We start from the raw sequence: 26,088 nt of genomic DNA, 5'->3' as shown, positions 1-26,088 counted from the left end.
GGGGGGGGGCGCCCCGGGGGCGCGGGCCGCCCCCCCCCCCCCCCCCCCCCCCGCCCCCCCCCCCCCCCCCCCCCCCCCCCCCCCCCCCCCCCCCCGGCCCCGCACCCCCACCCACCGCAGGCGCTGAACCGGCCCCCACCGGCCGGAACCCTGCGCCGCAGGCACCGCCCCGCCCCCCGACCCCCGCCACCGTCACATCCGCAGATGAACGATGTCCCCCGCCCCCACCGGCTCCTGCACCCCCGCCTCCGTAGCCAGCACCAACCGCCCGTCCCCGTCCACCGCGACCGCCTCCCCCACCAGCGCCCGGTCCCCCGGCAGCTCCGCCCGCACGACCCGCCCCAACGTCGCGCACCCCGCCGCATACGCCTCCTGCAGCCCGCACGCCCCGGCGTCGCCCCCCGCGCTCCGCCACCGCCCGTACCACTCCTCCAGCGCCCGCAGCATCCCCCGCAACAGCGGATCCCGGTCCGTACTCACCGCCCCCGCCAACGCCAACGACCCCGCCGTGGCCACCGGCAGCTCATCGGCCCGCAGACTCACGTTGACACCGACCCCCACGACAACGCCCCCGTCCCCCGTGGCCTCCACCAGGATCCCCCCGGCCTTCCGCTCCTCACCCCCCACGGTGACCAGCACATCGTTCGGCCACTTCAACGCCGTGTCGACCCCGGCCGCCCGCGCCAGCCCCGTGGCGACGGCCACCCCCGTCAGCAACGGCAGCCACCCCCACCGCTCCACCGGCACCTCCCGCGGCCGGAGCAGCACGGAGAAGAACAGCCCGGACCGGGCGGGCGCGACCCACCGCCGGTCCAGCCGCCCCCGCGCGGCGGTCTGTTCCTCCGCGACGAGAACGACCCCCTCCTCCAGCTTCTCGGCCGGCGCCCGCGCCACGAGGTCGGAGTTGGTGGACCCGGTGCGCTGCACCACCTCCACCTCGCGCCACAGCGCCCCCTCCCGCACCAGCCCGCGCCGCAGGGCGGTGGCGTTCAGAGGCGGCCGGTCGAGGTCGGACCACCGGCTACGACCGGTCCCAGGGGATTCGGAGTCATCTCGGGGTGTCATGCAACCCACACTAGGTGTGGGAAACACCGCACTGCCGAACTCACGGCCCCCCACTACGCTACGGATGAGTAACCGTCCCCCCTTTTGAGCAGGCAGGGAGCCGCATCCCGATGTCCGAGCCGGAAGAGCAGCAGCCTGACATCCACACGACCGCGGGCAAGCTCGCGGATCTTCAGCGTCGCATCGAAGAGGCGACGCACGCCGGCTCCGCGCGCGCGGTCGAAAAGCAGCACGCCAAGGGCAAGCTGACGGCACGTGAGCGGATCGACCTCCTGCTCGACGAGGGTTCATTCGTCGAACTGGACGAGTTCGCCCGGCACCGCTCCACCAACTTCGGCCTCGACGCCAACCGCCCCTACGGCGACGGCGTCGTGACCGGCTACGGCACGGTCGACGGCCGCCCGGTCGCCGTCTTCTCCCAGGATTTCACCGTCTTCGGCGGAGCCCTCGGCGAGGTCTACGGCCAGAAGATCGTCAAGGTGATGGACTTCGCCCTCAAGACCGGCTGTCCCGTCATCGGCATCAACGACTCCGGCGGCGCCCGCATCCAGGAGGGCGTGGCCTCCCTCGGCGCGTACGGCGAGATCTTCCGCCGCAACACGCACGCGTCCGGCGTGATCCCGCAGATCAGCCTGGTCGTGGGCCCCTGCGCGGGCGGCGCGGTCTACTCCCCCGCGATCACCGACTTCACGATCATGGTCGATCAGACCAGCCACATGTTCATCACCGGCCCGGACGTCATCAAGACGGTCACCGGCGAGGACGTCGGTTTCGAGGAGCTCGGCGGCGCCCGCACCCACAACTCGGCCTCCGGCGTCGCGCACCACATGGCGGGTGACGAGAAGGACGCGATCGAGTACGTCAAGCAGCTCCTCTCGTACCTGCCCTCCAACAACCTCTCGGAGCCGCCCGCCTTCCCCGAGGAGGCGGACCTGACGATCACCGACGAGGACCGCGAACTCGACACGATCGTCCCGGACTCGGCGAACCAGCCGTACGACATGCACACGGTCATCGAGCACGTCCTCGACGACGCCGAGTTCCTCGAGACGCAGCCCCTGTTCGCGCCGAACATCCTCACCGGGTACGGCCGCGTCGAGGGCCGCCCCGTCGGCATCGTCGCCAATCAGCCGATGCAGTTCGCGGGCTGCCTGGACATCACCGCGTCGGAGAAGGCGGCCCGTTTCGTGCGGACCTGCGACGCCTTCAACATCCCGGTGCTGACCTTCGTCGACGTCCCCGGCTTCCTGCCCGGCGTGGACCAGGAGCACGACGGCATCATCCGCCGCGGCGCCAAGCTGATCTACGCCTACGCCGAGGCGACGGTTCCGCTCATCACCGTCATCACCCGCAAGGCCTTCGGCGGCGCGTACGACGTCATGGGCTCCAAGCACCTGGGGGCCGACCTCAACCTCGCGTGGCCGACCGCCCAGATCGCGGTGATGGGCGCGCAGGGCGCCGTCAACATCCTGCACCGCCGCACCATCGCCGAGTCGGACGACGCGGAGGCGACCCGGGCCCGGCTGATGCGGGAGTACGAGGACGCCCTCCTCAACCCCTACGTCGCGGCCGAGCGCGGCTACGTCGACGCGGTGATCATGCCGTCCGACACCCGCCGCCACATCGTCCGCGGCCTGCGTCAGCTGCGTACCAAGCGCGAGAGCCTGCCCCCCAAGAAGCACGGCAACATCCCCCTGTAAGGAGCCGCTGTGATCAAGGTCGTACGGGGCAACCCGACCCCGGAGGAGCTGGCCGCCGCACTGGCGGTGGTCCGGGCGCGCGCCGCGGCGGCGGCCGCCCTGCCGTCCGGCGCGCCCACGGTCCGTGACGCCTGGTCCGACCCGTCCCGCGTCGCCGCCCGCCGGGTGCCCCAGCCGGGCCCGGCGACGTGGTCGCGGACGTACTGGCCGGGCGCCTGAGGCGACGGGCCGTACGCACACGCGTACGGCCCGCTGCCGCGCCCCGGCCCTGCACCGCCCCACCCCCGCCAAGTTGAGTACGCGTACTCAGGCGCCCTTCGCCGGCTCCGCCGCACGCTGGAGGAATGCTGTGGTCCGACCCCGAGAACAAGCCGCCCAAGGAACTGCGTGACACGCAGGAGATGCTGCGGCGGCTGGGCGTTCTCATGGCGCTGGCCATGGTGCTCGTGATGCTGGTGATCGGCCTGCGGTGAGAGGCGCCTCCCACCCCGCGCGAGGCCCGCCGCGGGATGAGCCGGACGGGCGACGTCGATACGCTGACCGCATGACAGATCAGCCGCGCCGCCGCCTCGTGCTCGCCTCCCAGTCCCCCGCCCGGCTCGGGCTGCTCCGCCAGGCCGGACTGGCCCCCGAGGTGATCGTCAGCGGGGTCGACGAGGACGCCGTCTCCGCCCCCACCCCCGCCGAACTGGCGCTCGCCCTGGCCGAGGCCAAGGCCTCCGACGTCGCCGCGAAACCCGAGGTGAAGGGCGCGCTGGTGATCGGCTGCGACTCGGTCCTGGAGCTGGACGGCCAGGCCCTCGGCAAGCCGGCGGACGCCGAGGAGGCCACGGCGCGCTGGAAGGCCATGCGCGGCCGCGCGGGCACCCTCCAGACGGGCCACTGCGTGTACGAGACGGCCGGCGGGCGCTACGCCTCCGCCACCGCCTCCACGGTCGTCCGTTTCGGTGAACCGTCCGACGAGGAGATCGCCGCCTACGTGGCCTCGGGAGAACCGCTGCACGTGGCCGGGGCGTTCACCCTGGACGGCCGCTCGGCCCCGTTCATCGACGGCATCGACGGCGACCACGGCAACGTGATCGGCATCAGCCTGCCCCTGGTACGGCGCCTGCTGGCCGAACTGGGCGTCGGCATCACGGAGCTGTGGGCGCCGCCGGAGGGCTGAGCGGGGCCCCGGGCCCGCCGGGCCCGGCCCCTTCCGCACCGCCGGGCCCTGCCCCCTCCGCACCGCCGGGGCCGCCCTTCTCCGGGGCGGCGTCCGCGGGCGCGCCGGGGCGTCCGTCGTACGTCATCAGGAGCAGCACGATGAGCGTGAGGACGACGACCATGGCGAGGAACGCGGTCCAGCCGATCAGGCCCCAGGCGAAGGCGCCGAGCAGCGCGTGGACGACCCCGGCGCTGATCAGCAGCACCCGGCCGAAGCCGGCCGGGGCGCGGTCGCGCAGGGCGACCAGCAGGGCCACCAGGCCGCACGCGGCGAAGTAGAGCCCGAAGACCACTCCTCCGGCCTTCGACGACACCGCCATCATGTCCGGGTCGAGACCGGCCAGGGACATGTCCTGCCGGTCGACGACGACACCAAGGAACCAGTTCACCGCCCCGATGCCCAGCGCCTCGGCGAACAGCACGAGCGCGACGATCCACGCCACCGGTCTGCGGATCACCGGCACCCACCCACTTTCGAGCACGACTGCGGTTACCCCGAGTATGTTCGGGACGACGCGAAGGCTACTAACGGGTAAACGTCCGTACAAGGGTTCGGCGGAGGGCAAAGAATCATTGGGCCATTCGTAGGGACTCCACAAAGATTCGAAGTGGGCCGCAGCACGCTCTCACAGAGACCTTGACCACACAGGAGGGCTAGGGTTTCCGGGAGGAGTCCTGCGTACCGAGGTGCGACAAGGGATTTCGCGGGTCGAGCATGCCTCGCATCACGCTCCGTGTGGGCAAGCTCACCACTGGGGACGGGTCGAAGTGCCGTGTCGGCAGTCCCTAAACTCGGCTTGTTTCAAGGAGGGAGCCTCAATCGTGCGCAAGGTGCTCATCGCCAACCGTGGCGAAATCGCTGTCCGCGTTGCCCGGGCCTGCCGGGATGCCGGAATCGCGAGCGTTGCCGTCTACGCCGACCCGGACCGGGACGCTCTGCATGTCCGCGCCGCGGATGAGGCGTTCGCCCTGGGCGGTGACACTCCGGCCACCAGTTACCTGGACATGGACAAGGTGCTGAAGGCCGCGCGGGAGTCGGGGGCCGACGCGATCCACCCCGGCTACGGCTTCCTCTCGGAGAACGCCGAGTTCGCCCAGGCCGTACTGGACGCGGGCCTCATCTGGATCGGCCCGCCCCCGCAGGCCATCCGTGACCTGGGTGACAAGGTCGCCGCCCGGCACATCGCACAGCGCGCCGGCGCTCCTCTGGTCGCCGGTACGCCCGACCCGGTGTCCGGCGCCGACGAGGTCGTCGCCTTCGCCGAGGAGAACGGCCTGCCGATCGCCATCAAGGCCGCCTTCGGCGGTGGCGGGCGCGGCCTCAAGGTCGCCCGCACCCTCGAGGAGGTCCCCGAGCTGTACGACTCGGCCGTCCGCGAGGCGGTCGCCGCCTTCGGCCGCGGCGAGTGCTTCGTCGAGCGGTACCTGGACAAGCCCCGGCACGTGGAGACCCAGTGCCTGGCCGACCAGCACGGCAACGTGGTCGTCGTCTCCACCCGTGACTGCTCGCTGCAGCGCCGGCACCAGAAGCTGGTGGAGGAGGCCCCGGCGCCGTTCCTCTCGGACCAGCAGGTCGCGGAGCTGTACCGCGCGTCCAAGGCCATCCTCAAGGAGGCCGGCTACGTCGGTGCGGGCACCGTGGAGTTCCTCGTCGGCAACGACGGCACGATCTCCTTCCTGGAGGTCAACACCCGCCTCCAGGTGGAGCACCCGGTCACCGAGGAGGTCGCCGGCATCGACCTGGTGCGGGAGATGTTCCGCATCGCCGACGGCGAGGAGCTCGGCTACGACGACCCGCAGCTGCGCGGCCACTCCTTCGAGTTCCGCATCAACGGCGAGGACCCGGGCCGCAACTTCCTGCCCGCCCCCGGCACCGTCACCGCCTTCGACGCGCCGTCCGGCCCGGGCGTGCGCCTGGACGCGGGCGTGGAGTCGGGCTCGGTCATCGGCCCGGCGTGGGACTCCCTGCTGGCCAAGCTGATCGTCACCGGCCGCACCCGCAAGGAGGCGCTGGAGCGCGCCGCCCGTGCGCTGGAGGAGTTCAAGGTCGAGGGCATGGCCACGGCCATCCCGTTCCACCGCGCGGTGGTGAAGGACCCGGCGTTCGCCCCCGAACTGACCGGCTCCGCCGACCCGTTCACGGTGCACACGCGCTGGATCGAGACGGAGTTCGTCAACGAGATCAAGCCGTTCGTCGCGGCGGTGGACGCGGAGGCCGAAGAGGAGGCGGACCGCGAGACGGTCGTCGTCGAGGTCGGCGGCAAGCGCCTGGAGGTCTCCCTGCCCGCGTCGCTCGGCATGAGCCTGGCCCGTACCGGCCTCGCCGCCGGCGCCAAGCCCAAGCGCCGCGCCGCCCGCAAGTCCGGCCCGGCGGCCTCCGGTGACACCCTCGCCTCCCCGATGCAGGGCACGATCGTCAAGGTCGCGGTCGAGGAGGGGCAGGAGGTCAAGGAGGGCGACCTGGTCGTCGTCCTGGAGGCGATGAAGATGGAGCAGCCCATCAACGCCCACCGCTCCGGCACCGTCAAGGGCCTGAGCGCGGAGGTCGGCGCCTCCGTCACCTCCGGTGCGGCGATCTGCGAGATCAAGGACTGACGCCCACGTCGACAGCGCCCGGCGCCCTCCCCCGGGGGGACGCCGGGCGCTGTCGTACGTCCGTGGGCAGTTCAGCGCCGTCGCATGTCCGCCACCCGGGCCGCCCGTTCCGCGCCCTGCCCCTGGTCCGCCGCGGCACCCAGCGCCACGGCCGTACGCAGGCCGGGGGCCTGCCGCCTTGGGCCGGGCAGCGGCACGTCACGGCGCTGCCGCCCCGACGGCGGACCGTCACCTCCCGCGCTGCCGTTTCCCCCCGGCGCCCCCGCGACGGCGATCTGCACGCCCTGGTCCGCGAGCGCCTGCAGTTCGGTCGCCGCCCGGTCGTCGTGCGCGGGCGGTTCGTCCGTCACCAAGCGGGTGATCAGGTCGGTCGGCACGGTCTGGAACATGGTGTCCGTGCCGAGCTTGGTGTGGTCGGCGAGGACCACCACCTCGGCCGCCGCCTGCACCAGCGCCCGGTCGACGGACGCCGACAGCATGTTGGACGTGGACAGCCCGCGTTCGGCGGTCAGGCCGCTGCCCGAGAGGAAGGCGCGGGAGACCCGCAGCCCCTGGAGGGACTGCTCGGCGCCGCTGCCGACGAGGGCGTAGTTGGAGCCGCGGAGCGTGCCGCCGGTCATCACGACCTCGACCCGGTTGGCGTGGGCCAGCGCCTGGGCGACCAGCAGGGAGTTGGTGACGACCGTCAGCCCGGGCACCCGGGCCAGCCGGCGGGCCAGCTCCTGCGTGGTGGTCCCCGCGCCGACCACGATGGCCTCGCCCTCCTCCACGAAGTTCGCGGCGAGGTCGGCGATGGCGGTCTTCTCGGCGGTCGCGAGATGTGACTTCTGCGGGAAGCCGGACTCTCGCGTGAAACCGCCCGGCAGCACCGCACCGCCGTGCCGGCGGTCGAGGAGTCCTTCTGCCTCCAGCGCGCGCACGTCCCGCCGTACGGTCACTTCGGAGGTCTGGACGACGCGGGCGAGCTCACGGAGCGACACGGCCCCGTTCGCTCGCACCATTTCGAGGATCAATTGGCGACGTTCTGCAGCGAACACGAAACTGACAGTAACGCCGACGACCGTCTGCTTTCAGCAGTTTGCGCTGAATAGCAGAAGTTGTTCGCACGGCCCCACACCAAGTGGTATAGGGCGATGTCAGCCTTCCCCGGCCGCCTTCCGGGTGTGCAACTGCCGTGCCACCTCGGCGATCGAGCCCGACAGCGAGGGGTACACGGTGAAGGCGTTCGCGATCTGTTCGACGGTCATGTTGTTGTCGACCGCGATCGAGATGGGGTGGATGAGTTCCGAGGCGCGCGGCGCGACGACGACACCGCCGACCACGATGCCGGTGCCGGGACGGCAGAAGATCTTGACGAAGCCGTCGCGGATGCCCTGCATCTTGGCGCGCGGATTGCGCAGCAGCGGCAGCTTCACCACGCGCGCGTCGATCTTCCCGCCGTCCACGTCGGCCTGCGAGTAGCCGACGGTGGCGATCTCGGGGTCGGTGAAGACGTTCGACGAAACAGTCTTCAGATTGAGCGGAGCGACCGCGTCGCCGAGGAAGTGGTACATGGCGATCCGCCCCTGCATGGCGGCCACCGAGGCGAGGGCGAAGACACCGGTGACGTCACCGGCCGCGTACACACCCGGAGCGGTGGTCCGCGACACCTTGTCGGTCCAGATGTGCCCGGACTCCCGCAGCCGCACCCCGGCCTCCTCCAGGCCCATGCCCGCGGAGTTCGGGATGGCGCCCACGGCCATCAGGCAGTGCGAGCCGGTGATGACCCGGCCGTCCGCCAGCGTCACCTCGACCCGGTCCCCCACCCGCTTGGCGGACTGGGCGCGCGACCGCGCCATCACGTTCATGCCGCGCCGCCGGAAGACGTCCTCCAGCACGGCCGCCGCGTCCGGGTCCTCGCCGGGCAGCACGCGGTCGCGCGAGGACACCAGCGTCACGCGGGAGCCGAGGGCCTGGTAGGCGCCGGCGAACTCGGCACCGGTGACACCGGAACCGACCACGATGAGCTCCTCGGGAAGCTCGTCGAGGTCGTACACCTGCGTCCAGTTCAGGATCCGCTCCCCGTCGGGCTGCGCGTCCGGCAGCTCACGGGGATGCCCGCCGGTCGCGATGAGCACGGCGTCCGCGGTGAGCGTCTCCTCGCTCCCGTCGGCGGCGGTGACGACGACCTTGCGCGACCCGTCGAGCGCCTGCATCCCGTCCAGCCGCCCGCGCCCGCGCATGACACGCGCGCCGGCCCGGGTGACCGAAGCGGTGATGTCGTGCGACTGCGCCAGCGCGAGCCGCTTCACACGCCGGTTGACCTTGCCCAGGTCCACACCGACCACCCGGGCGGCCTGCTCCAGCGGCGGGGTGTCGTCGGCGACGATGATCCCCAGCTCCTCGTAGGAGGAGTCGAAGGTGGTCATCACCTCGGCCGTGGCGATCAGGGTTTTGGACGGCACGCAGTCGGTCAGCACCGACGCACCGCCCAGGCCGTCGCAGTCGACGACGGTCACCTCCGCGCCGAGCTGCGCGGCGACCAGCGCCGCTTCGTATCCGCCGGGTCCGCCACCGATGATCACGATCCGAGTCACGTACTCCATTGTCCCGCACACTTCACCGTGCGACCGCCCGGGGGTGCTCCCCCTCGGTCACATCGCCCCCGCGACCCCCTGCCGTACCCTTCCCCCATGTCGCTCTACGCCGCTTATGCCGGCAACCTCGACGCCCGGCTGATGTCCCGCCGCGCCCCGCACTCCCCGCTGCGGGCCACCGGCTGGCTCAACGGCTGGCGGCTGACGTTCGGCGGTGAGCACATGGGCTGGGAGGGCGCACTCGCCACCCTCGTCGAGGACCCGCTCTCCCAGGTCTTCGTCTCCCTCTACGACATCGCGCCCATGGACGAGGAGTCCCTGGACCGCTGGGAGGGGACCGGCCTGGACATCTACCGCCGCACGCGGGTCCGTGTGCACACCCTCGACGGCGAGGACCAGGCCTGGACCTACGTCCTCAACTCCTACGAGGGCGGACTGCCCTCGGCGCGCTACCTGGGCGAGATCGCCGACGCGGCGGAGTCCGCGGGGGCGCCGCACGACTACGTGATGGAACTGCGCAAGCGACCCTGCTGACGGAAACGACAAGACAACGATCGCCATCCCGTCACCTCCCACATCTACGCGCGTAGGCGAATACCGGCTACCCTCATCGACGTGAACGCTTCTCTTCTTCCGGACGACATCCAGGGCGACCCCTACGCGGCAGCCGACGCCGCCGCAGCCCGCCTGCGCGAACTCACAGGCGCCGAGACCCACGACGTCGCCCTCGTGATGGGCTCCGGGTGGGCCCCGGCCGTGGACGCGCTCGGAACCCCCGAGGCCGAGCACCCGGTCACCGAGCTGCCCGGCTTCCCGCCGCCGGTGGTCGAGGGCCACGGAGGCAAGATCCGCTCGTACCGCATAGGCGCGAAGCGCGCCCTGGTCTTCCTGGGCCGCACGCACTACTACGAGGGCCGCGGGGTGGCCGCGGTCGCCCACGGCGTCCGCACGGCGGTCGCGGCGGGCGCGAAGACGATCGTGCTGACCAACGGCTGCGGGGGTCTGCGCGAGGGGATGCGCCCCGGCCAGCCGGTCCTGATCAGCGACCACATCAACCTGACGGCGACCTCGCCGATCGTCGGCGCCAACTTCGTCGACCTCACCGACCTCTACTCCCCGCGCCTGCGCGCCCTGTGCAAGGAGATCGACCCCTCCCTCGAGGAGGGCGTCTACGCCCAGTTCCCCGGCCCGCACTACGAGACGCCGGCGGAGATCCGCATGGCGCGCGTCATCGGGGCGGACCTGGTGGGCATGTCCACCGTCCTGGAAGCGATCGCCGCGCGCGAAGCCGGCGCCGAGGTCCTCGGCATCTCCCTGGTGACCAATCTTGCGGCCGGTATGACGGGCGAGCCGCTGAACCACGAGGAGGTCCTCCAGGCAGGCCGCGACTCGGCGACGCGCATGGGCGCGCTGCTCACGCAGGTGCTGGGGCGTCTGTAACCCACCTGCTCGCAGCGCGGCGCTTCCGTGGACGCGGTTGTGCGGTACGGCTGCCTCCGGCGGGGGCGGGCTTCCGAGACACCCGGTGTGGGTGCGGGCCGGGGGTGTCGGCGCAGCCCGGCGCCGGGTGCCGCCGCGCCCACCCTCCCCCACTCTCGGCTTCGCTCGAGCGGGGGAGGCACGACTGCCCGCGGTTGGCGGAGGGTCTGCCCCTCCGCCCGGCCGCGCGCCCGCGGGTTGGCGGAGCGGGTGCCCCGCCGCCCCGCGTGGGCCGGGAGCCGCGTACGGCGAAGTGAGGAAGGCCGGCGTAGGCGGGAGGTAGCCGCTCGCGGCGGGGAGGGGACGGGGTGGGGCTGGGCGCCCGCAGCGGCTGGCGCGTCCGCACCCTGTGCTTCACAACACGCACTCCCGCGCCAGACCGAGGATGACCACCCCCACCACGGCCCCGCACCACCCACCACCCGTAGGCGCTACACCCGCCCCCACCGGACCGGACGTTGCGCCGCAGGCATAAGACCTCAGCCCCCACCGGACGGACGTTGCGCCACAGGCATCAGACCGCAACCCCCACCGGACAGAACCCCGCCACAGGCGGAAAGCCGAGGCCCCACCGGGCGGAACCCCCGCCCCCGCGGGCACCCTGACAACACGACGACCGAGAGAGGCCGACCGACCGTGGAAGACGACGCGCTCATCGCACAGGCCCAGGCATGGCTCGCCGAGGACCCCGACCCGGACACCCGCGAGGAACTCGCCCGCCTCATCGACGCCCACGACCTCCCCGAACTCACCGCCCGCTTCAGCGGCACCCTCCAGTTCGGCACCGCCGGCCTCCGCGGCGAACTCGGCGCCGGCCCCCTCCGCATGAACCGCTCCGTGGTCATCCGCGCCGCCGCCGGCCTCGCCGCCTACCTCAAGAAGCAGGGAACCCCCCACGGCAACGACACGGCCGGCCTCGTCGTCATCGGCTACGACGCCCGCCACAAGTCCGCCGCCTTCGCCGAGGACACGGCGGCTGTCGTGACGGGCGCCGGCCTCCGCGCCGCCGTCCTCCCCCGCCCCCTCCCCACCCCCGTCCTCGCCTTCGCCATCCGCCACCTCGGCGCGGTCGCCGGCGTGGAGGTCACCGCCAGCCACAACCCGCCCCGCGACAACGGCTACAAGGTGTACCTGGGCGACGGCTCCCAGATCGTCCCCCCGGCCGACGCGGAGATCGCCGCCGAGATCGAGGCGATCACCTCCCTCACCACCGTCCCCCGCCCCACCACCGGCTGGGAGACCCTCGACGACACCGTCCTGGACGCCTACCTCGCCCGCACGGACGCGGTCCTGTCCAAGGACTCCCCCCGCACCGCCCGCACCGTCTACACGGCGATGCACGGCGTCGGCAAGGACGTCCTCCTCGCCGCGTTCGCCCGCGCGGGCTTCCCCACCCCCGACCTGGTCACCGAGCAGGCCGACCCGGACCCGGATTTCCCGACCGTCGCGTTCCCCAACCCGGAGGAGCCCGGCGCGATGGACCTCGCCTTCGCGAAGGCCCGCGAGACGGACCCGGACCTGGTCATCGCCAACGACCCGGACGCCGACCGCTGCGCCGCCGCCGTGAAGGACGGCGGCGACTGGCGCATGCTCCGCGGCGACGAGGTCGGCGCGCTCCTCGCCGCCCACCTGGTCCGCCGCGGGGCGACCGGCACGTTCGCGGAGTCGATCGTCTCGTCGTCCCTCCTCGGCCGTATCGCCGAGAAGGCGGGCCTCCCGTACGAGGAGACCCTGACCGGCTTCAAGTGGATCGCCCGCGTCGACGGCCTGCGTTACGGCTACGAGGAGGCCCTCGGCTACTGCGTGGACCCGGACGGCGTCCGCGACAAGGACGGCATCACGGCGGCCCTCCTCCTCACGGAACTGGCGTCCGAACTCAAGGCGGAGAACCGCACGCTCCCCGACCTCCTGGACGACCTCGCCGTGGAGCACGGCCTGCACGCCACAGACCAGCTCAGTGTCCGCGTGAAGGACCTGGGCCTGATCGCCGCGGCGATGCGCCGCCTGCGCGAGCAGCCCCCCACCGAGCTGGCGGGCCTGCGCATCGCCAGGGCGGAGGACCTCAACGAGGGCACGGCGACGCTCCCGCCCACGGACGGCCTCCGCTACACCCTGGACGGCGCGCGGGTCGTGGTCCGCCCCAGCGGCACGGAGCCGAAGCTGAAGTGCTACCTGGAGGTGGTGATCCCGGTCGCCACGAAGCAGGACCTCCCGGAGGCCCGCACCAGGGCAACGTCCCTCCTCACCACGATCAAGCGGGACCTGTCCGCAGCAGCGGGCATCTGACGCGAAAGGGGCGGGCCCCAGGCCCGCCCCGATGTCACACCACCTCAGCCCAACACGACGTCAGCCCAACGCCACCTCAGGCCAACGCCACGTCAGCCCAACGCAGCCAGCACGGCCAGCAGCACGGCCCCCGCCACGGCGGGCACCATGATCTCGTAGGCCCACCGCACGGTGACCTCCCCCTGCGCGCTCTCCTCGCCCTGCCGCCGCTCGTGCAGCTCACGCATCTCGGCCATGGCCTGGTCGGTCTCGGACCTGCGGGGCCCGTCGGCCACGGCACCCGCGCCGACCCCGCCGAAGCCGCCCAGGCCGCCGGCGCCACCCAGGTCACCGCCGGCACCCGATCCGCCCCGGCGTCCGCGCCGCCCCGTGTCACCGCGTGCGGCCTTCGCCGCCGCGCGCGCCTCCTGACGGTTCGCCTTGCTGCGGGCCCGCAGCGAGACGGGCAGCGCCCACAGCTGGTACTTCGCGCCCGAGTCGTCGACGACCTCGTTGGAGTACCCGGACCGCAGCGAGACGACCCGCCCCCACGGCAGCACGATCACGCGCAGCGGGTTGCGGACGCGCAGCCGGTCGTCGTTCACGTAGACGGCGGGACGCAGCGTGTAGGCGACGACCAGGGGGACGAGGAACAGCATCGCGGCGAGGGCGAGCCACGGGGTGCGTCCCTCGCCGACGACCACCCCGTCGATGCCGAGCCAGCCGATGAGGGCGAGCACGAGCACACCGCCGGCGATGCCCGCGGGCGAGCGGTAGATGCGGTCCTTGTACGGGGTCGTCGCGGGCCCGGACGGCTTCGTGGGCTCCGGCTCGCGCGACTGGTCGTCGGGGGTCGTCATGCCCCCGATTCTGCACGACCCACCCCGAAACCCGGCCCCCCGCCCTTCCCCACCCCCACCACACGCCCGCCCACCGCCTCACCACACACGAGCCGGCCCCCACCCTCCCCGGAATCCCTGAGGCCTCCCCCTCTTCCCCAGACCCCCCAGACCCGGACCCCCCAGCCCCGGATCCCACTCCGGGGCTGTACAGCCGCTACGCGCGTAGATATGCTCGTCTGGTGACCATGCCCACCACTGCACCCCACGCTCTGAGCGACGTCACCGCGTCCGACAGCACGCTGCGCCGGTTCCTCCACGGGCTGCCCGGCGTCGACGCGGTCGGCCTGGAGGCGCGTGCCGCCTCCCTCGGCACCCGCTCGATCAAGACGACCGCGAAGGCGTACGCCATCGACCTCGCCATCTCGATGGTCGACCTGACGACGCTGGAAGGCGCGGACACCCCGGGCAAGGTCCGGGCGCTCGGCGCGAAGGCGGTCCACCCCGACCCGACCGACCGCACCACACCCGCCACGGCCGCGGTGTGCGTCTACCCCGACATGGTGGCCACGGCGAAGAAGGCCGTCTCCGGCTCCACCGTCAAGGTCGCCTCGGTCGCCACCGCGTTCCCGGCCGGCCGCGCCCCGATCGCCGTCAAGCTGGCGGACGTCCGCGAGGCCGTCGCCGCCGGCGCGGACGAGATCGACATGGTCATCGACCGCGGCGCGTTCCTCGCGGGCGACTACATGAAGGTGTACGACGAGATCATCGCCGTGAAGGAGGCCTGCGGGACGAGCGCCCGCCTGAAGGTCATCTTCGAGACCGGCGAGCTGTCGACGTACGACAACATCCGCCGCGCGAGCTGGCTCGGCATGCTGGCCGGGGCGGACTTCATCAAGACCTCGACCGGCAAGGTCGCGGTCAACGCGACCCCCGCGAACACCCTCCTGATGCTGGAGGCGGTCCGCGACTTCCGCGCCCAGACCGGCGTCCAGGTCGGTGTGAAGCCGGCCGGCGGCATCCGCACCAGCAAGGACGCGATCAAGTTCCTGGTCCTGGTCAACGAGACCGCGGGCGAGGACTGGCTGGACAACCACTGGTTCCGCTTCGGCGCCTCCTCGCTGCTGAACGACCTGCTGCTGCAGCGGCAGAAGCTGGCCACCGGCCGCTACTCCGGCCCCGACTACGTGACGGTGGACTGATCACCATGGCACCTGTTTTCGACTACGCCCCGGCGCCCGAGTCCCGCTCGGTCGTCGACATCGCCCCGTCCTACGGCCTGTTCATCGACGGCGAGTTCACCGAGGCGGCCGACGGCAAGGTCTTCAAGACCGTCTCCCCGTCCTCCGAGGAGGTGCTCTCCGAGGTCGCCGAGGCCGGTGAGGCCGACGTCGACCGCGCGGTGGGCGCGGCCCGCAAGGCGTTCGAGAAGTGGTCCGCGCTGCCCGGCTCGGAGCGCGCGAAGTACCTCTTCCGCATCGCCCGCATCATCCAGGAGCGCAGCCGCGAGCTGGCCGTCCTGGAGACCCTGGACAACGGCAAGCCGATCAAGGAGACCCGCGACGCGGACCTCCCCCTGGTCGCCGCGCACTTCTTCTACTACGCGGGCTGGGCCGACAAGCTGGAGCACGCCGGCTACGGCGCGAACCCGAGGCCGCTGGGCGTCGCGGGCCAGGTCATCCCCTGGAACTTCCCGCTCCTGATGCTGGCGTGGAAGATCGCCCCGGCGCTCGCGACGGGCAACACGGTCGTCCTGAAGCCCGCCGAGACCACGCCCCTCTCCGCCCTGTTCTTCGCGGACATCTGCCGCCAGGCGGGCCTGCCCAGGGGCGTCGTCAACATCATCACCGGTGACGGCCGCGCCGGAGCCGCGCTGACCGCCCACCCCGACGTGAACAAGGTCGCCTTCACCGGTTCGACCGCCGTCGGCAAGGAGATCGCGCGCACGGTCGCGGGCACCCGCAAGAAGCTCACCCTCGAACTGGGCGGCAAGGGCGCGAACATCGTCTTCGACGACGCCCCGATCGACCAGGCCGTCGAGGGCATCGTCAACGGCATCTTCTTCAACCAGGGCCAGGTCTGCTGCGCGGGCTCGCGCCTGCTGGTCCAGGAGTCGATCCACGACGAGCTGCTGGACTCCCTGAAGCGCCGGCTGTCCACGCTGCGCCTCGGCGACCCGCTGGACAAGAACACCGACATCGGCGCGATCAACTCCGCGGAGCAGCTGGCCCGGATCACCGCGCTGGCCGAGCAGGGCGAGGCGGAGGGCGCCGAGCGCTGGTCCCCGGCCTGCGAACTCCCGGAGAACGGCTTCTGGTTCGCCCCGACGCTGTTCACCGGCGTCACCCAGGCGCACACCATCGCCCGCGACGAGATCTTCGGCCCGGTGCTGTCGGTGCTGACCTTCCGCACGCCCGACGAGGCGGTCGCCAAGGCCAACAACACGCCGTACGGCCTGTCGGCGGGCATCTGGACCGAGAAGGGCTCGCGCATCCTGGCGGTCGCCAACAAGCTGCGCGCGGGCGTGATCTGGTCCAACACGTTCAACAAGTTCGACCCGACCTCGCCGTTCGGCGGTTACAAGGAGTCGGGCTTCGGCCGCGAGGGCGGCCGCCACGGCCTGGAGGCGTACCTCGATGTCTGACAAGCCCGAGAAGACCGAGAAGATCGACAGGTCCGACAGGACCGGGCGCCTCTCCGTCTTCAAGACCTACAAGCTGTACGTCGGGGGCAAGTTCCCGCGTTCCGAGAGCGGCCGGGTGTACGAGGTGACTGACGCCAAGGGCAAGTGGCTGGCCAACGCACCGCAGTCGTCCCGCAAGGACGCCCGTGACGCGGTGGTCGCGGCCCGCAAGGCGTTCGGTGCCTGGTCCGGCGCGACGGCGTACAACCGCGGCCAGATCCTCTACCGGATCGCGGAGATGCTGGAGGGCCGCCGCGACCAGTACGTCGCGGAGGTCGCCGACGCCGAGGGCCTGTCGAGGTCCAAGGCGGCGGCGCAGGTGGACGCGGCGATCGACCGCTGGGTCTGGTACGCGGGCTGGACCGACAAGATCGCCCAGGTGGTCGGCGGCGGCAACCCGGTCGCGGGCCCCTTCTTCAACCTCTCCTCCCCGGAGCCGACCGGCGTGGTCGCCGTCCTGGCCCCGCAGGAGTCGTCGTTCCTGGGTCTGGTCTCGGTCGTGGCACCCGTCATCGCCACCGGCAACACGGCGGTGGTGATCGCGAGCGAGTGGTCCCCGCTCCCCGCCCTCTCCCTCGGTGAGGTGCTGGCCACGTCCGACCTGCCGGGCGGTGTGGTCAACATCCTCTCCGGCCGTACGGCGGAGATCGCCGCGCCGCTCGCCGCGCACCAGGACGTCAACGCGATCGACCTCGCGGGCGCCGACGAGGCGTTGGCGAAGGAGCTGGAGATCGCGGCGGCGGACAACCTGAAGCGCGTTCTTCGTCCACAGCCTGTGGACGACTGGGCGGCTGCGCCCGGCACGGACCGCATGACGGCCTTCCTGGAGACCAAGACGGTCTGGCACCCGACGGGCTCCCTGGGCGCGTCCGGCAGCGCGTACTGAGCCGCACGCACCCCCCCACGCCCGGAGCGCCGTGCCCCTCCTCCGTCCGGGAGGGGCACGGCGCTCCGCCGTGTCGTACGCGCGCCCCGTCAGCGCCGCAAGGCGTCCGTCACCGTGCCCACCCCGGGGATGCCGTCCACCGACTCCGCCTGGGCGACCGGGCCGGTCAGCTCGCGCGAGTCCAGCCCGCGGAAGTCGGCGACCTGCGCGGCGACCCCGTTGTCGAGCGGGTCCACGCCCGTGCCCGCGAGCGGGTTGGGCTTGAGGTCCGCGACCGTCCCCACGACCTGCCCGGGGTCGTCGGGCAGCACGTTCGTCTCCGCGGCGGACGCGGCCGCCGCCCCGACGCCGAGCGCCACCCCCGCCGTCGCGAGGACGGCCATGCCGCGCCGGACGGCCGGCGTCCTCGGTGCCTTGTGTCGGGCCATCGCTGTGCCACCTCTTGACTTCGCAGGGTCAACGGTCCGACGCGCAGCGTAGTTGAGATGTGAGCCGTGCTTCAAAGTGGCCCCCACGGGTCGTACGCCACCCGAACGATGCGCCACACTGGTGTCCCGTGAGTTCCCAGTCGCCCATATCCGCGCGAGTCGTGCTGCTCTGCGGCCCCTCCGGCTCCGGCAAGTCCCTCGTCTCGGCCCGCTCCGGCCTTCCGGTGCTGCGCCTGGACGACTTCTACAAGGAGGGCGACGACCCGACGCTGCCGCTGGTGGCGGGCACCTCCGACATCGACTGGGACGACCCCGCCTCCTGGGACGCGGACATCGCCGTCGCCGCGATCGAGCGGCTGTGCAGGACCCGGAGCACCGAGGTGCCGGTCTACGACATCTCCCTGAGCGCCCGTACGGGTCAGTCGACCGTCGACATCGGCGGGACGCCCCTGTTCATCGCCGAGGGCATCTTCGCCGCGGAGATCGTCGACCGCTGCCGTGAGCGGGGGCTGCTGGCCGACGCGCTGTGCCTGAGCCGCGGTCCGGTGCGCACGTTCCGGCGGCGCTTCCTGCGGGACCTGAAGGAGGGGCGCAAGTCGGTGCCGTTCCTGCTGCGGCGCGGCTGGCGCCTGATGCGGCTGGAGCGGTCGATCATCGCCCGGCAGACGGCGCTGGGCGCGTACGCCTGCGACCGGGAGGAGGCGCTGACCCGCCTGGCCGCCGCGGCGGTCGCGGGCCGGCCGACGACGGCCTCCCCGCAGCAGCTCTAGAACGAGCCGATCAGGCCGTCGAGCACGAACAGCTCGGCGAGGTAGAAGGCGACGGCGAACACGGGGGCGAGGACGGCGCACCACCAGAAGCGACGCTCCCCGGCGCGCGCCAGGTGGACGGTCAGGAACGCCGTGAGGAGCGCGCCGACGGCCAGGAAGACGGCCGCCTCCCCCCAGTAGTGCAGCGTCAGCCCCATCCAGAGGCCCTCCCCCAGCACCACCATCGCCACGGCCGCCCCCGCCGTCGCCCGTACCGCTCCCTGCCCGTACCGCACGGTCCAGCCACCCCATCCGAGCAGCGGGCCTCCCACCAGTCCGGCCACCGACCAGACGGCGGCGGTACCGAGCCCTCCGGATCCGAAGGTGTCCCCCAGGGCGGACGCCGTGTAGTAGCCGGCGCAGGTGGCGAGCATCATCAGGCCCCCGCTCCAGGCGGCGAGCCCCCGGGTCCGGATCAGCGCGCCGGCCGCGGCGGTCCAGATGATCCAGGTGGACACGGAGTTGGTGGCCCGCTCCAGCAGGGGCGTCGTCCCGTGGAGGGTGTACGTCGCCCAGCCGAGCAGCAGTCCGAAGGCCGTCACGGCGGCGAGAACGGTGACGGGGGTGTCGCGGCGCGGCGCGGTCACGGTGGCCATGCACGGCACTATACACATCGCGTATACATAGGGTGTGTAGTGCAGGGCCCACCCGCACTCCCGGGGCCGGGCGCACGAAAAAGCGGGACCGCGTGACGGGCCCCCCGGCCCCGCGCAGTCCCGCTGTTTCCGCACCCCCCGTGGTGCTCCCCCTCCTGTTTCCCCCGGATCCCCCGATCCCCCGTTCCCCGCGGTGACGCCCCCGGCGCCCTCGCGGCCCCCGTGTCGCACTCCCGGGCCCCCCGGCCCGGGAGTCCCCCGGTCCCCCTGTTCCCCGTTGTTCCCCCGGACCTCAGGCGACGAGCTCGCCGAAGGCGTTCTCCTCGTCACGGCCGAAGCTGAGGACCTCGTCCTCGCGCAGCCGGCGGAGCGACCGCCAGATGCTCGACTTCACCGTGCCGACACTGATGTTGAGGATGTCCGCGATCTCCGGGTCCGTGCGGCCCTCGTAGTAGCGCAGGACCAGCATGGTGCGCTGGAGCTCGGGCAGCCGGGCCAGTGCCTGCCACAGCACGGCGCGCAGCTCCGTGCCGCGCATCGCGTCCGTGTCACCGGCCGTCTCCGGCAGTTCCTCGGTCGGGTACTCGTTCAGCTTGCGGCGGCGCCACGCGCTGATGTGCAGGTTGGTCATGGTGCGGCGGAGATACCCGCCGACCGCCGCCTTGTCGCTGATCCGGTCCCACGCCCGGTAGGTCGAGAACAGCGCGCTCTGCAGCAGGTCCTCGGCCTCGAAGCGGTCGCCGGTCAGGTGGTAGGCGGTGGCGTACAGGGAGGCGCGGCGCTCCTGGACGTAGGCGGTGAACTCCACCTCGCTCAGCGAACGGGGCTCCCCCGAGCCCTCCCCGTACGCGGTTCCCCCGTTGTCGTCCCCCGTGGACGCGTCAACCACCGTCATGATCGCGGTGTGCTGACGCCCGGTGCCGCGAGCGCACCCCCGCATGCCCGCGGCACCGGACTTCTCGGAACCCCGGTGCACGTCGTGCAGACGCGTGACCACTGCGCTGGTGCTGGTGCCGTGCAGCGTGTTCATCTCGCGCCCCCCGTCGTGGACTTCCGGTGTTCTGCCTGCCGTTGTGCTGTGCCGAAAAGCTTGCCGCGCCACTTTCATGGCCGTGTCCGCCGACTGTCACAGACGTGTCACAGGGGTCGGTCACCGTGACGGCACCGTTCCTTCACACCTCTCCGCGGACAAAAGCGGCACGTATCCGGGCTCAAGGGGCATGAGCCGCCCACGGGTCGTACTGGAAGCCCTCCATGGGCCAGAATGAGCCCGTGCCTTCCCTGTTGCTGATCGAGGACGACGACGCCATCCGCACGGCCCTGGAGCTCTCACTGACGCGCCAGGGTCATCGCGTGGCGACCGCTGCCAGTGGTGAGGACGGTCTGAAGCTGTTGCGCGAGCAGCGGCCCGATCTGATCGTGCTGGACGTGATGCTGCCGGGCATCGACGGTTTCGAGGTGTGCCGTCGCATCCGGCGCACCGACCAGCTGCCGATCATCCTGCTGACCGCGCGCAACGACGACATCGACGTCGTGGTCGGCCTGGAGTCCGGCGCCGACGACTACGTCGTCAAGCCCGTGCAGGGCCGGGTGCTCGACGCCCGGATCCGCGCGGTGCTGCGGCGCGGGGAGCGGGAGTCCAGCGACTCCGCGACCTTCGGCAGCCTCGTCATCGACCGTTCGGCGATGACGGTGACGAAGGACGGCGAGGACCTCCAGCTGACGCCGACCGAGCTGCGGCTGCTCCTCGAGCTGAGCCGGCGGCCCGGTCAGGCGCTGTCCCGCCAGCAGTTGCTGCGGCTGGTGTGGGAGCACGACTACCTGGGCGACTCGCGTCTGGTGGACGCCTGCGTCCAGCGGCTGCGGGCCAAGGTCGAGGACGTGCCGTCGTCCCCGACACTCATCCGTACCGTCCGTGGTGTCGGCTACCGGCTGGACCCGCCTCAGTGACACAGGAGCACCAAGGGGGGAGCCGCGGTTGGTTCGCGGCACGCAAGGGAATCTGGTCACGGCTGCGCTTCACCAGCCTGCGGCTGCGTCTGGTCGTGGTGTTCGGCCTGGTCGCGCTGACCGCGGCGGTGTCCGCGTCGGGAATCGCGTACTGGCTGAACCGTGAGTCGGTGCTGACCCGCACGCAGGACGCGGTGCTGCGCGACTTCGAGAAGGAGATGCAGAACCGCGCGGGCGCGCTGCCCGAGCACCCCGCGCAGGACGAACTGCAGCGCACCGCCGGGCAGATGGCGAACAGCAGCCAGCGCTTCACGGTGCTGCTGGTCGCCGAGAACCCCGAGGGCCAGACCGTGTACGGCAGTTCGGGCGGGCTGAACGGCTTCTCGCTCGGGGACGTTCCGGAGGCGCTGCGTGAGGCGGTGACCGAGCAGCAGCCAATCACCGACGGCAACAAGTACCCGCACCACCTGTACTGGCAGCGGATCGTGGAGGACGACACCCCGTACCTGGTGGCGGGGACCCGGCTGATCGGCGGCGGCACCACCGGCTACATGCTGAAGTCCCTCGCGCCGGAGGCCAAGGACCTCGGCTCGCTGGCCTGGTCGCTGGGGATCGCCACCGGGCTGGCGCTGATAGGCAGCGCACTGCTCGCGCACGCCGCCGCGACCACCGTGCTCAAGCCCGTGCAACGGCTGGGGACGGCCGCACGCCGGCTCGGCGAGGGCAAGCTGGACACCCGGCTGAGGGTGTCCGGCACCGACGAACTGGCCGATCTGTCCCGGACGTTCAACAAGGCCGCCGAGGCGCTGGAGAAGCGGGTGGCCGACATGGCGGCGCGGGACGAGGCGTCCCGCCGGTTCGTCGCGGACATGAGCCACGAGCTGCGCACCCCGCTGACCGCGATCACCGCGGTGACGGAGGTCCTGGAGGAGGAGCTGGAGTTCGAGGGCGGCGGTATCGACCCGATGATCCAGCCCGCGGTCCGGCTGGTGGTGAGCGAGACGCGCCGGCTGAACGACCTGGTGGAGAACCTGATGGAGGTCACCCGCTTCGACGCGGGCACCGCCCGGCTGGTCCTCGACGACGTCGACGTCGCCGACCAGATCACCGCCTGCATCGACGCGCGCGCCTGGCTGGACGCGGTCGACCTGGACGCCGAGCGCGGCATCCACGCCCGGATCGACCCGCGCCGCCTCGACGTCATCCTCGCCAACCTCATCGGCAACGCGCTCAAGCACGGCGGCTCGCCGGTGCGGGTGTCGGTGCGGGAGGTCCCCGCGACGGACACGGCGGGCGCGGACGGCACGGACCATGTGAGCGGCACCGTGGTGATCGAGGTGCGGGACCACGGTCCCGGCATCCCGGAGGAGGTCCTGCCGCACGTCTTCGACCGCTTCTACAAGGCCAGCGCCTCCCGGCCGCGGTCCGAGGGCAGCGGTCTGGGGCTGTCCATCGCGCTGGAGAACGCCCACATCCACGGCGGTGAGATCACGGCGGCGAACTCGCCCGAGGGCGGTGCCGTGTTCACCCTGCGGCTGCCCCGGGACGTGTCCGCGACGGATTCCGAGGGGGAGGCCGGCGACGCCGGTGACGAGGGCGCCGAGGGGGACACCCGGTGAACGGACGACGGACGACGGCCCTGCGGGCCGCCGTGGGGCTCGCGGCGCTGGGCGCGCTGCTGTCCGGCTGCGGCATCCGGGCCACCGAGGTGCCGACCGACTTCGGCCCGGCGCCGTCGCGGGTGGGCTGCTCGCCGGGCGAGCCGGAGGGCGCGGGGCAGGCCGCGCGGGGACTGCCGGTGCAGGTGTTCCTGGTGTGCGGGTCGTCGCTGGTGGCCGTGGACCGCGAGGTGCGGGTGACGGACGGGGCGGCGGACGCGCGCCGCGTGCTGGTCGCCCAGGGGCTGCTGGACGAGCTGACGCGGGAGCCGACGGCCGCCGAGCGGGAAGCCGGGTACACCACACGGGTGCGGGCGGGCACGACCGTGACCGGACCGCGCGCCGGTGACCCGGAGGACGCGCTGCGGCTGAGCCTGCCGCCGGGCGCCCTGTCGTCCACCGCGCTGGCGCAGGTCGTGTGCACCTTCTCCGACTCGGCGGCGGCCGAGGGCGACGGCTCGGTGATCCTGGGCGGCCCCGACGACAGCCGGCCGCGCCGCTACCGGTGCACGGACGAGGTGCGGTCCCGTCCGGCGGCCGGACGGCCGCCCTCGGCCGAGGCCACCGGAAGCTGACCGGCGCGCGCCGGGCGGGGCGGCGCCGCAGTGTGGCGCATGCCTCAGCGGTTGAACGGGTGACTTCCCGGAACCGCTCGCGGCGCACGTCGCGTCTTGGGTGGCGTGCAGCGTCAAGGCGTCATCGGCGGCACCGCCGCGTCCCGTATCCGTGCGACCGGAGGCTTCCTCCTGGCCGCACACCTCGCGTTCGTCGCCTGGTACACGCTGCGCCCCCTGGACGTCCCCTGGGTGATGCCCGCCAATCTGCGGCCGTTCGACGGGATCCGCGCCGACTTCGCGCTGGGCTGGACGACGGGCCTGCGCCGCACCGGCGAGGCGATGGCGCTGCTGGCGCCGCTGGGCGTGCTGCTGCCGATGGCCGGGGGCCGGCTGGCCGTGTCCCGGCTGGGCTCGCTGATCCGCACCATGGCGGCGACGGCCCTGGTGTCGCTGGCCGTGGAGCTTGCGCAGACGGCGGTGCCGGGCCAGGTGGTGGACGTCGATGCGCTGCTGCTGAACACGGCGGGCGCGGCGCTCGCCCACGCCGCCCTGGTGCCCGCGGGACGTGCCTGGCTACGCCGCGGGGCGGACCGGACCCCGGGAGCGGCCGTCCTCCGGGAGGAGCCCCCTCAGGGGAGGACCCCGACGATTCCCAGGGTCGGGATCGCCCCGTGGAGCGACGCTTTGCCCCCTTCGTCTCCGTAACGTGGAGGTACGGAGGCAGCCGGACAGGATGCCTCGCACCGTCCACGAAGGAGAGCCGCGATGAGCAGCCTCGCCCGCCCCACCAACGGCCGCATGATCGGCGGAGTGTGCGCCGCGCTGGCCCGGCGCTTCGGCACCTCCGCGACCACGATGCGGGCCGTGTTCCTGGTCTCGTGCCTGCTCCCCGGTCCGCAGTTCCTGCTGTACATGGCGCTGTGGATCCTGTTGCCCTCGGAGGACAAGGCCCGCACGGCCTGGTAGGCCGGGCCGCGCGGCGCCCTCACCCCCGAGGCTCCGCGCGGAGCCGTCCGCCCGGTCCCTGCGCGGCATCATCTCCCTGAGGCCTCGCGCGGGGCCGTGCACCTCCGAGCACGCCGATGGGGCGCGACCCGTTACCGGGTGCGCCCCATCGGCCCGTCGCCGGCCGGGAAGGTCAGCGGCCGCCCAGCGGGATGCCGTTGACGTTGACGCCCTGGCCCGGCACCGCGTCCAGCGGCAGACCGCCGAGGAGACCGGCGCCCGGCACCTTGGAGCCCAGCTCGTCGACGACCGGCTTGGCGGTCCCGAGGCCCTTGCCGGCCGCGTCCTGGCCCACCGCCAGCGCCTGGGCCGGACCCGCCAGCGGCGCGGACGCCTGGTCGGCCGGCAGGGCCTGGGTGACGGTGTCCAGCGCCGGGGCGTCCGGCAGCGCCGGGGCCGCCTGGGCGGCACCGGCGCCGACGGCGGCGAAGGCGGCACCGAGAGCGGCGACACCGAGGGTCTTGACAGCAGACTGCTTCATGAAAGGCGTCCTCGAAATGGGATACGGGGATGTGAGCGGTGCTGTGACCGTAATCAGGCGTCCCCTCCGCCGCAAACATCGAAATGCGGACGGTTGGTGAAAGCGTTGCGTGTTCACCTTTCCCAGTGACGCCCTTTTCAGCCCTCCGTCAGGGAAGAACCGCTGGTGGAGGCGGTCTGACGGAACAGCCATTCGGATTTCAGCTCGGCGTATCCGGGCTTGATGACGTCATTGATCATGGCCAGGCGTTCATCGAAAGGAATGAAAGCCGACTTCATCGCATTGACGGTGAACCACTGCATGTCGTCGAGCGTGTATCCGAATGCGTCGACCAGGTGCTCGAATTCCCGGCTCATGCTGGTGTGGGACATCAAGCGGTTGTCCGTGTTGACGGTGGCCCGGAAGTGCAGCCGCCGCAGCAGCCCGATGGGGTGCTCGGCGTACGAGGCGGCGGCGCCGGTCTGCAGGTTGGAACTGGGGCACAGCTCCAGCGGGACGCGCTTGTCCCGGACGTAGGCGGCGAGCCGCCCGAGCTCCACGCCGCCGTCGTCACGGACCTGGATGTCGTCGATGATCCGCACCCCGTGCCCGAGCCGGTCGGCGCCGCACCACTGCAGCGCCTGCCAGATGGACGGCAGCCCGAACGCCTCCCCGGCGTGGATCGTGAAGTGGTTGTTCTCCCGCTTCAGGTACTCGAAGGCGTCGAGGTGCCGGGTGGGCGGGTAGCCGGCCTCGGCGCCCGCGATGTCGAAGCCGACGACACCGAGGTCCCGGTGACGGTTGGCGAGCTCGGCGATCTCCAGCGCGCGGGCGGCATGCCGCATGGCGGTGAGCAGCGCGCCGACACGGATCCGGTGGCCGTTCTCCCTGGCCCGCCGCTCGCCCTGACGGAAGCCCTCGTTGACGGCCTCGACGACCTCCTCCAGGGTGAGCCCGCCGTCGAGGTGCTGCTCGGGCGCGTAGCGCACCTCGGCGTAGACGACGCCGTCCTCGGCGAGGTCCTCGGCGCACTCGGCGGCCACCCGGATCAGGGCGTCACGGGTCTGCATGACCCCGACGGTGTGCGAGAACGTCTCCAGGTACCGCTCCAGGGACCCGGAGTCGGCGGCCTGGTGGAACCACAGGGCGAGCTTGTCGGGATCGGTGTGCGGAAGGTCGGTGTAGCCGGTCTCCCGGGCCAGGTCGACGACGGTGCCGGGGCGCAGCCCGCCGTCGAGGTGGTCGTGCAGCAGAACCTTGGGCGCCCGGCGGATCTGGTCCGAGGTGGGGGCGTTCGCGATGGTCTGGCTCGTCATTTCCGCACCATAACG

27 protein-coding genes are annotated in these 26,088 nt (G+C 72.3%); 17 read left to right on the top strand and 10 right to left on the bottom strand.

Translation table 11 applies throughout. The features are described 5' to 3' along the window. Window positions 1–192: 192 nt before the first annotated feature. Window positions 193–1,065 (bottom strand): biotin--[acetyl-CoA-carboxylase] ligase, encoded by an 873-nt coding sequence (locus tag ACIF8S_RS10650; RefSeq protein ID WP_399998642.1) that lies wholly within the window; start codon window positions 1,063–1,065, stop codon window positions 193–195. A gap of 110 nt (window positions 1,066–1,175) precedes the next feature. Between ACIF8S_RS10650 and ACIF8S_RS10645 the strand changes: the two genes are divergently transcribed. From ACIF8S_RS10645 to ACIF8S_RS10630, 4 genes are all read left to right on the top strand, one after another. Next, window positions 1,176–2,765: an acyl-CoA carboxylase subunit beta gene (locus tag ACIF8S_RS10645; RefSeq protein ID WP_399998641.1), complete on the top strand. Its 1,590-nt coding sequence runs from the start codon at window positions 1,176–1,178 to the stop codon at window positions 2,763–2,765. 9 nt (window positions 2,766–2,774) lie between these two features. Next, window positions 2,775–2,984, top strand: coding sequence for an acyl-CoA carboxylase epsilon subunit (locus ACIF8S_RS10640; RefSeq protein WP_399998640.1), 210 nt, complete (start codon window positions 2,775–2,777; stop codon window positions 2,982–2,984). Between the two features lie 125 nt (window positions 2,985–3,109). Next, on the top strand, window positions 3,110–3,238 hold the full coding sequence (mmpB, locus tag ACIF8S_RS10635; protein WP_399998639.1) for a morphogenic membrane protein MmpB: 129 nt from the start codon (window positions 3,110–3,112) through the stop codon (window positions 3,236–3,238). A gap of 71 nt (window positions 3,239–3,309) precedes the next feature. Then, window positions 3,310–3,930 (top strand): Maf family protein, encoded by a 621-nt coding sequence (locus tag ACIF8S_RS10630; RefSeq protein WP_399998637.1) that lies wholly within the window; start codon window positions 3,310–3,312, stop codon window positions 3,928–3,930. Here the strand turns inward: ACIF8S_RS10630 and ACIF8S_RS10625 are convergent. Continuing rightward, window positions 3,899–4,429 carry a hypothetical protein gene (locus ACIF8S_RS10625; RefSeq protein ID WP_399998635.1) on the bottom strand — a complete coding sequence of 177 codons (531 nt, stop codon included), beginning with the start codon at window positions 4,427–4,429 and terminating at the stop codon, window positions 3,899–3,901. The genes ACIF8S_RS10630 and ACIF8S_RS10625 overlap by 32 nt on opposite strands. Window positions 4,430–4,793: 364 nt before the next feature. Here ACIF8S_RS10625 and ACIF8S_RS10620 point away from each other — a divergent pair, with 364 nt between their 5' ends. Beyond that, a complete protein-coding gene (locus tag ACIF8S_RS10620; RefSeq protein WP_399998634.1) occupies window positions 4,794–6,566 on the top strand; it encodes an acetyl/propionyl/methylcrotonyl-CoA carboxylase subunit alpha in 1,773 nt (590 codons plus the stop codon). 71 nt (window positions 6,567–6,637) lie between these two features. Here the strand turns inward: ACIF8S_RS10620 and ACIF8S_RS10615 are convergent, their stop codons facing one another. Continuing rightward, window positions 6,638–7,603 (bottom strand): DeoR/GlpR family DNA-binding transcription regulator, encoded by a 966-nt coding sequence (locus ACIF8S_RS10615; RefSeq protein WP_349797936.1) that lies wholly within the window; start codon window positions 7,601–7,603, stop codon window positions 6,638–6,640. Window positions 7,604–7,702: 99 nt separating this feature from the next. Then, entirely contained in the window at window positions 7,703–9,151 is a 1,449-nt protein-coding gene (locus ACIF8S_RS10610) for an NAD(P)H-quinone dehydrogenase (protein WP_399998633.1), read from the bottom strand. 87 nt (window positions 9,152–9,238) lie between these two features. On the opposite strand from ACIF8S_RS10610, the gene ACIF8S_RS10605 reads away from it, so the two are divergent. The 3 genes from ACIF8S_RS10605 (at window position 9,239) to ACIF8S_RS10595 (ending at window position 12,907) form a co-directional block, all read left to right on the top strand. Continuing rightward, window positions 9,239–9,676, top strand: coding sequence for a gamma-glutamylcyclotransferase (locus tag ACIF8S_RS10605; protein WP_024888658.1), 438 nt, complete (start codon window positions 9,239–9,241; stop codon window positions 9,674–9,676). Between the two features lie 81 nt (window positions 9,677–9,757). Beyond that, window positions 9,758–10,582 carry a purine-nucleoside phosphorylase gene (locus tag ACIF8S_RS10600; protein ID WP_145827081.1) on the top strand — a complete coding sequence of 275 codons (825 nt, stop codon included), beginning with the start codon at window positions 9,758–9,760 and terminating at the stop codon, window positions 10,580–10,582. Window positions 10,583–11,257: 675 nt separating this feature from the next. Continuing rightward, window positions 11,258–12,907 carry a phospho-sugar mutase gene (locus ACIF8S_RS10595; RefSeq protein ID WP_399998632.1) on the top strand — a complete coding sequence of 550 codons (1,650 nt, stop codon included), beginning with the start codon at window positions 11,258–11,260 and terminating at the stop codon, window positions 12,905–12,907. A 92-nt stretch (window positions 12,908–12,999) separates the two neighbouring features. On the opposite strand, the gene ACIF8S_RS10590 is transcribed toward ACIF8S_RS10595, so the two are convergent. Beyond that, window positions 13,000–13,746, bottom strand: coding sequence for a PH domain-containing protein (locus ACIF8S_RS10590; RefSeq protein ID WP_399998630.1), 747 nt, complete (start codon window positions 13,744–13,746; stop codon window positions 13,000–13,002). 227 nt (window positions 13,747–13,973) lie between these two features. Here ACIF8S_RS10590 and deoC point away from each other — a divergent pair, with 227 nt between their 5' ends. From deoC to ACIF8S_RS10575, 3 genes are read left to right on the top strand one after another with little or no spacing between them, the layout of a single operon-like run. Next, window positions 13,974–14,927, top strand: a complete 954-nt coding sequence (gene deoC, locus ACIF8S_RS10585) for a deoxyribose-phosphate aldolase (RefSeq protein WP_399998629.1) — start codon at window positions 13,974–13,976, stop codon at window positions 14,925–14,927. 5 nt (window positions 14,928–14,932) lie between these two features. Then, window positions 14,933–16,369: an aldehyde dehydrogenase family protein gene (locus ACIF8S_RS10580; RefSeq protein ID WP_399998628.1), complete on the top strand. Its 1,437-nt coding sequence runs from the start codon at window positions 14,933–14,935 to the stop codon at window positions 16,367–16,369. Continuing rightward, on the top strand, window positions 16,362–17,294 hold the full coding sequence (locus ACIF8S_RS10575) for an aldehyde dehydrogenase family protein (RefSeq protein ID WP_399998627.1): 933 nt from the start codon (window positions 16,362–16,364) through the stop codon (window positions 17,292–17,294). Before ACIF8S_RS10580 ends, ACIF8S_RS10575 begins: the two co-directional genes overlap by 8 nt. An 89-nt stretch (window positions 17,295–17,383) precedes the next feature. Here the strand turns inward: ACIF8S_RS10575 and ACIF8S_RS10570 are convergent, their stop codons facing one another. Continuing rightward, entirely contained in the window at window positions 17,384–17,722 is a 339-nt protein-coding gene (locus ACIF8S_RS10570) for a hypothetical protein (protein ID WP_399998626.1), read from the bottom strand. Between the two features lie 59 nt (window positions 17,723–17,781). On the opposite strand from ACIF8S_RS10570, the gene ACIF8S_RS10565 reads away from it, so the two are divergent. Then, window positions 17,782–18,492: a uridine kinase gene (locus ACIF8S_RS10565; protein ID WP_399998625.1), complete on the top strand. Its 711-nt coding sequence runs from the start codon at window positions 17,782–17,784 to the stop codon at window positions 18,490–18,492. Here the strand turns inward: ACIF8S_RS10565 and ACIF8S_RS10560 are convergent. Together ACIF8S_RS10560 and ACIF8S_RS10555 are read right to left on the bottom strand one after the other, a co-directional pair. After that, window positions 18,489–19,127: a DUF6518 family protein gene (locus ACIF8S_RS10560; protein WP_399998623.1), complete on the bottom strand. Its 639-nt coding sequence runs from the start codon at window positions 19,125–19,127 to the stop codon at window positions 18,489–18,491. The two genes, ACIF8S_RS10565 and ACIF8S_RS10560, sit on opposite strands and share 4 nt — an antisense overlap. Window positions 19,128–19,419: 292 nt before the next feature. Further along, entirely contained in the window at window positions 19,420–20,157 is a 738-nt protein-coding gene (locus ACIF8S_RS10555) for a SigE family RNA polymerase sigma factor (protein WP_399998622.1), read from the bottom strand. A 242-nt stretch (window positions 20,158–20,399) separates the two neighbouring features. Here ACIF8S_RS10555 and afsQ1 point away from each other — a divergent pair, with 242 nt between their 5' ends. The 5 genes from afsQ1 to ACIF8S_RS10530 all read left to right on the top strand — a co-directional run bounded on the left by afsQ1 (window position 20,400) and on the right by ACIF8S_RS10530 (window position 24,258). Further along, window positions 20,400–21,077 carry a two-component system response regulator AfsQ1 gene (gene afsQ1, locus ACIF8S_RS10550; RefSeq protein ID WP_399998620.1) on the top strand — a complete coding sequence of 226 codons (678 nt, stop codon included), beginning with the start codon at window positions 20,400–20,402 and terminating at the stop codon, window positions 21,075–21,077. Then, on the top strand, window positions 21,074–22,696 hold the full coding sequence (locus ACIF8S_RS10545; protein WP_399998619.1) for an ATP-binding protein: 1,623 nt from the start codon (window positions 21,074–21,076) through the stop codon (window positions 22,694–22,696). The genes afsQ1 and ACIF8S_RS10545 overlap by 4 nt, the downstream gene beginning before the upstream one ends. After that, window positions 22,693–23,310: a hypothetical protein gene (locus ACIF8S_RS10540; RefSeq protein WP_399998618.1), complete on the top strand. Its 618-nt coding sequence runs from the start codon at window positions 22,693–22,695 to the stop codon at window positions 23,308–23,310. Before ACIF8S_RS10545 ends, ACIF8S_RS10540 begins: the two co-directional genes overlap by 4 nt. A 105-nt stretch (window positions 23,311–23,415) precedes the next feature. Next, window positions 23,416–23,997: a VanZ family protein gene (locus tag ACIF8S_RS10535; RefSeq protein ID WP_399998617.1), complete on the top strand. Its 582-nt coding sequence runs from the start codon at window positions 23,416–23,418 to the stop codon at window positions 23,995–23,997. Window positions 23,998–24,057: 60 nt separating this feature from the next. Next, the gene (locus tag ACIF8S_RS10530; protein WP_399998615.1) at window positions 24,058–24,258 is read left to right on the top strand and encodes a PspC domain-containing protein; all 201 of its coding nucleotides are present in this window, start codon (window positions 24,058–24,060) and stop codon (window positions 24,256–24,258) included. A 172-nt stretch (window positions 24,259–24,430) separates the two neighbouring features. On the opposite strand, the gene ACIF8S_RS10525 is transcribed toward ACIF8S_RS10530, so the two are convergent. After that, the gene (locus ACIF8S_RS10525; protein ID WP_399998613.1) at window positions 24,431–24,778 is read right to left on the bottom strand and encodes an ATP-binding protein; all 348 of its coding nucleotides are present in this window, start codon (window positions 24,776–24,778) and stop codon (window positions 24,431–24,433) included. 137 nt (window positions 24,779–24,915) lie between these two features. Then, entirely contained in the window at window positions 24,916–26,073 is a 1,158-nt protein-coding gene (locus ACIF8S_RS10520; RefSeq protein ID WP_399998612.1) for an adenosine deaminase, read from the bottom strand. Window positions 26,074–26,088 lie beyond the last annotated feature (15 nt).

Origin of the sequence: Streptomyces sp. NPDC085937, assembly GCF_044540535.1 — a bacterium.
Classification (GTDB): Bacteria; Actinomycetota; Actinomycetes; order Streptomycetales; family Streptomycetaceae; genus Streptomyces.
This window is presented reverse-complemented; position numbering and strand designations above follow the sequence as displayed.

What these genes read in the sequence shown, in the direction of transcription:
- ACIF8S_RS10560 (WP_399998623.1), bottom strand. Translation starts at nt 19,127, where the DNA reads ATGGCCACCGTGACCGCGCCGCGCCGCGACACCCCCGTCACCGTTCTC.
- ACIF8S_RS10575 (WP_399998627.1), top strand. Translation starts at nt 16,362, where the DNA reads ATGTCTGACAAGCCCGAGAAGACCGAGAAGATCGACAGGTCCGACAGG.
- ACIF8S_RS10590 (WP_399998630.1), bottom strand. Translation starts at nt 13,746, where the DNA reads ATGACGACCCCCGACGACCAGTCGCGCGAGCCGGAGCCCACGAAGCCG.
- ACIF8S_RS10520 (WP_399998612.1), bottom strand. Translation starts at nt 26,073, where the DNA reads ATGACGAGCCAGACCATCGCGAACGCCCCCACCTCGGACCAGATCCGC.
- ACIF8S_RS10650 (WP_399998642.1), bottom strand. Translation starts at nt 1,065, where the DNA reads ATGACACCCCGAGATGACTCCGAATCCCCTGGGACCGGTCGTAGCCGG.
- ACIF8S_RS10555 (WP_399998622.1), bottom strand. Translation starts at nt 20,157, where the DNA reads ATGAACACGCTGCACGGCACCAGCACCAGCGCAGTGGTCACGCGTCTG.
- ACIF8S_RS10570 (WP_399998626.1), bottom strand. Translation starts at nt 17,722, where the DNA reads ATGGCCCGACACAAGGCACCGAGGACGCCGGCCGTCCGGCGCGGCATG.
- ACIF8S_RS10580 (WP_399998628.1), top strand. Translation starts at nt 14,933, where the DNA reads ATGGCACCTGTTTTCGACTACGCCCCGGCGCCCGAGTCCCGCTCGGTC.
- ACIF8S_RS10610 (WP_399998633.1), bottom strand. Translation starts at nt 9,151, where the DNA reads ATGGAGTACGTGACTCGGATCGTGATCATCGGTGGCGGACCCGGCGGA.
- ACIF8S_RS10605 (WP_024888658.1), top strand. Translation starts at nt 9,239, where the DNA reads ATGTCGCTCTACGCCGCTTATGCCGGCAACCTCGACGCCCGGCTGATG.
- mmpB (WP_399998639.1), top strand. Translation starts at nt 3,110, where the DNA reads ATGCTGTGGTCCGACCCCGAGAACAAGCCGCCCAAGGAACTGCGTGAC.
- ACIF8S_RS10525 (WP_399998613.1), bottom strand. Translation starts at nt 24,778, where the DNA reads ATGAAGCAGTCTGCTGTCAAGACCCTCGGTGTCGCCGCTCTCGGTGCC.
- ACIF8S_RS10645 (WP_399998641.1), top strand. Translation starts at nt 1,176, where the DNA reads ATGTCCGAGCCGGAAGAGCAGCAGCCTGACATCCACACGACCGCGGGC.
- ACIF8S_RS10530 (WP_399998615.1), top strand. Translation starts at nt 24,058, where the DNA reads ATGAGCAGCCTCGCCCGCCCCACCAACGGCCGCATGATCGGCGGAGTG.
- deoC (WP_399998629.1), top strand. Translation starts at nt 13,974, where the DNA reads ATGCCCACCACTGCACCCCACGCTCTGAGCGACGTCACCGCGTCCGAC.
- ACIF8S_RS10630 (WP_399998637.1), top strand. Translation starts at nt 3,310, where the DNA reads ATGACAGATCAGCCGCGCCGCCGCCTCGTGCTCGCCTCCCAGTCCCCC.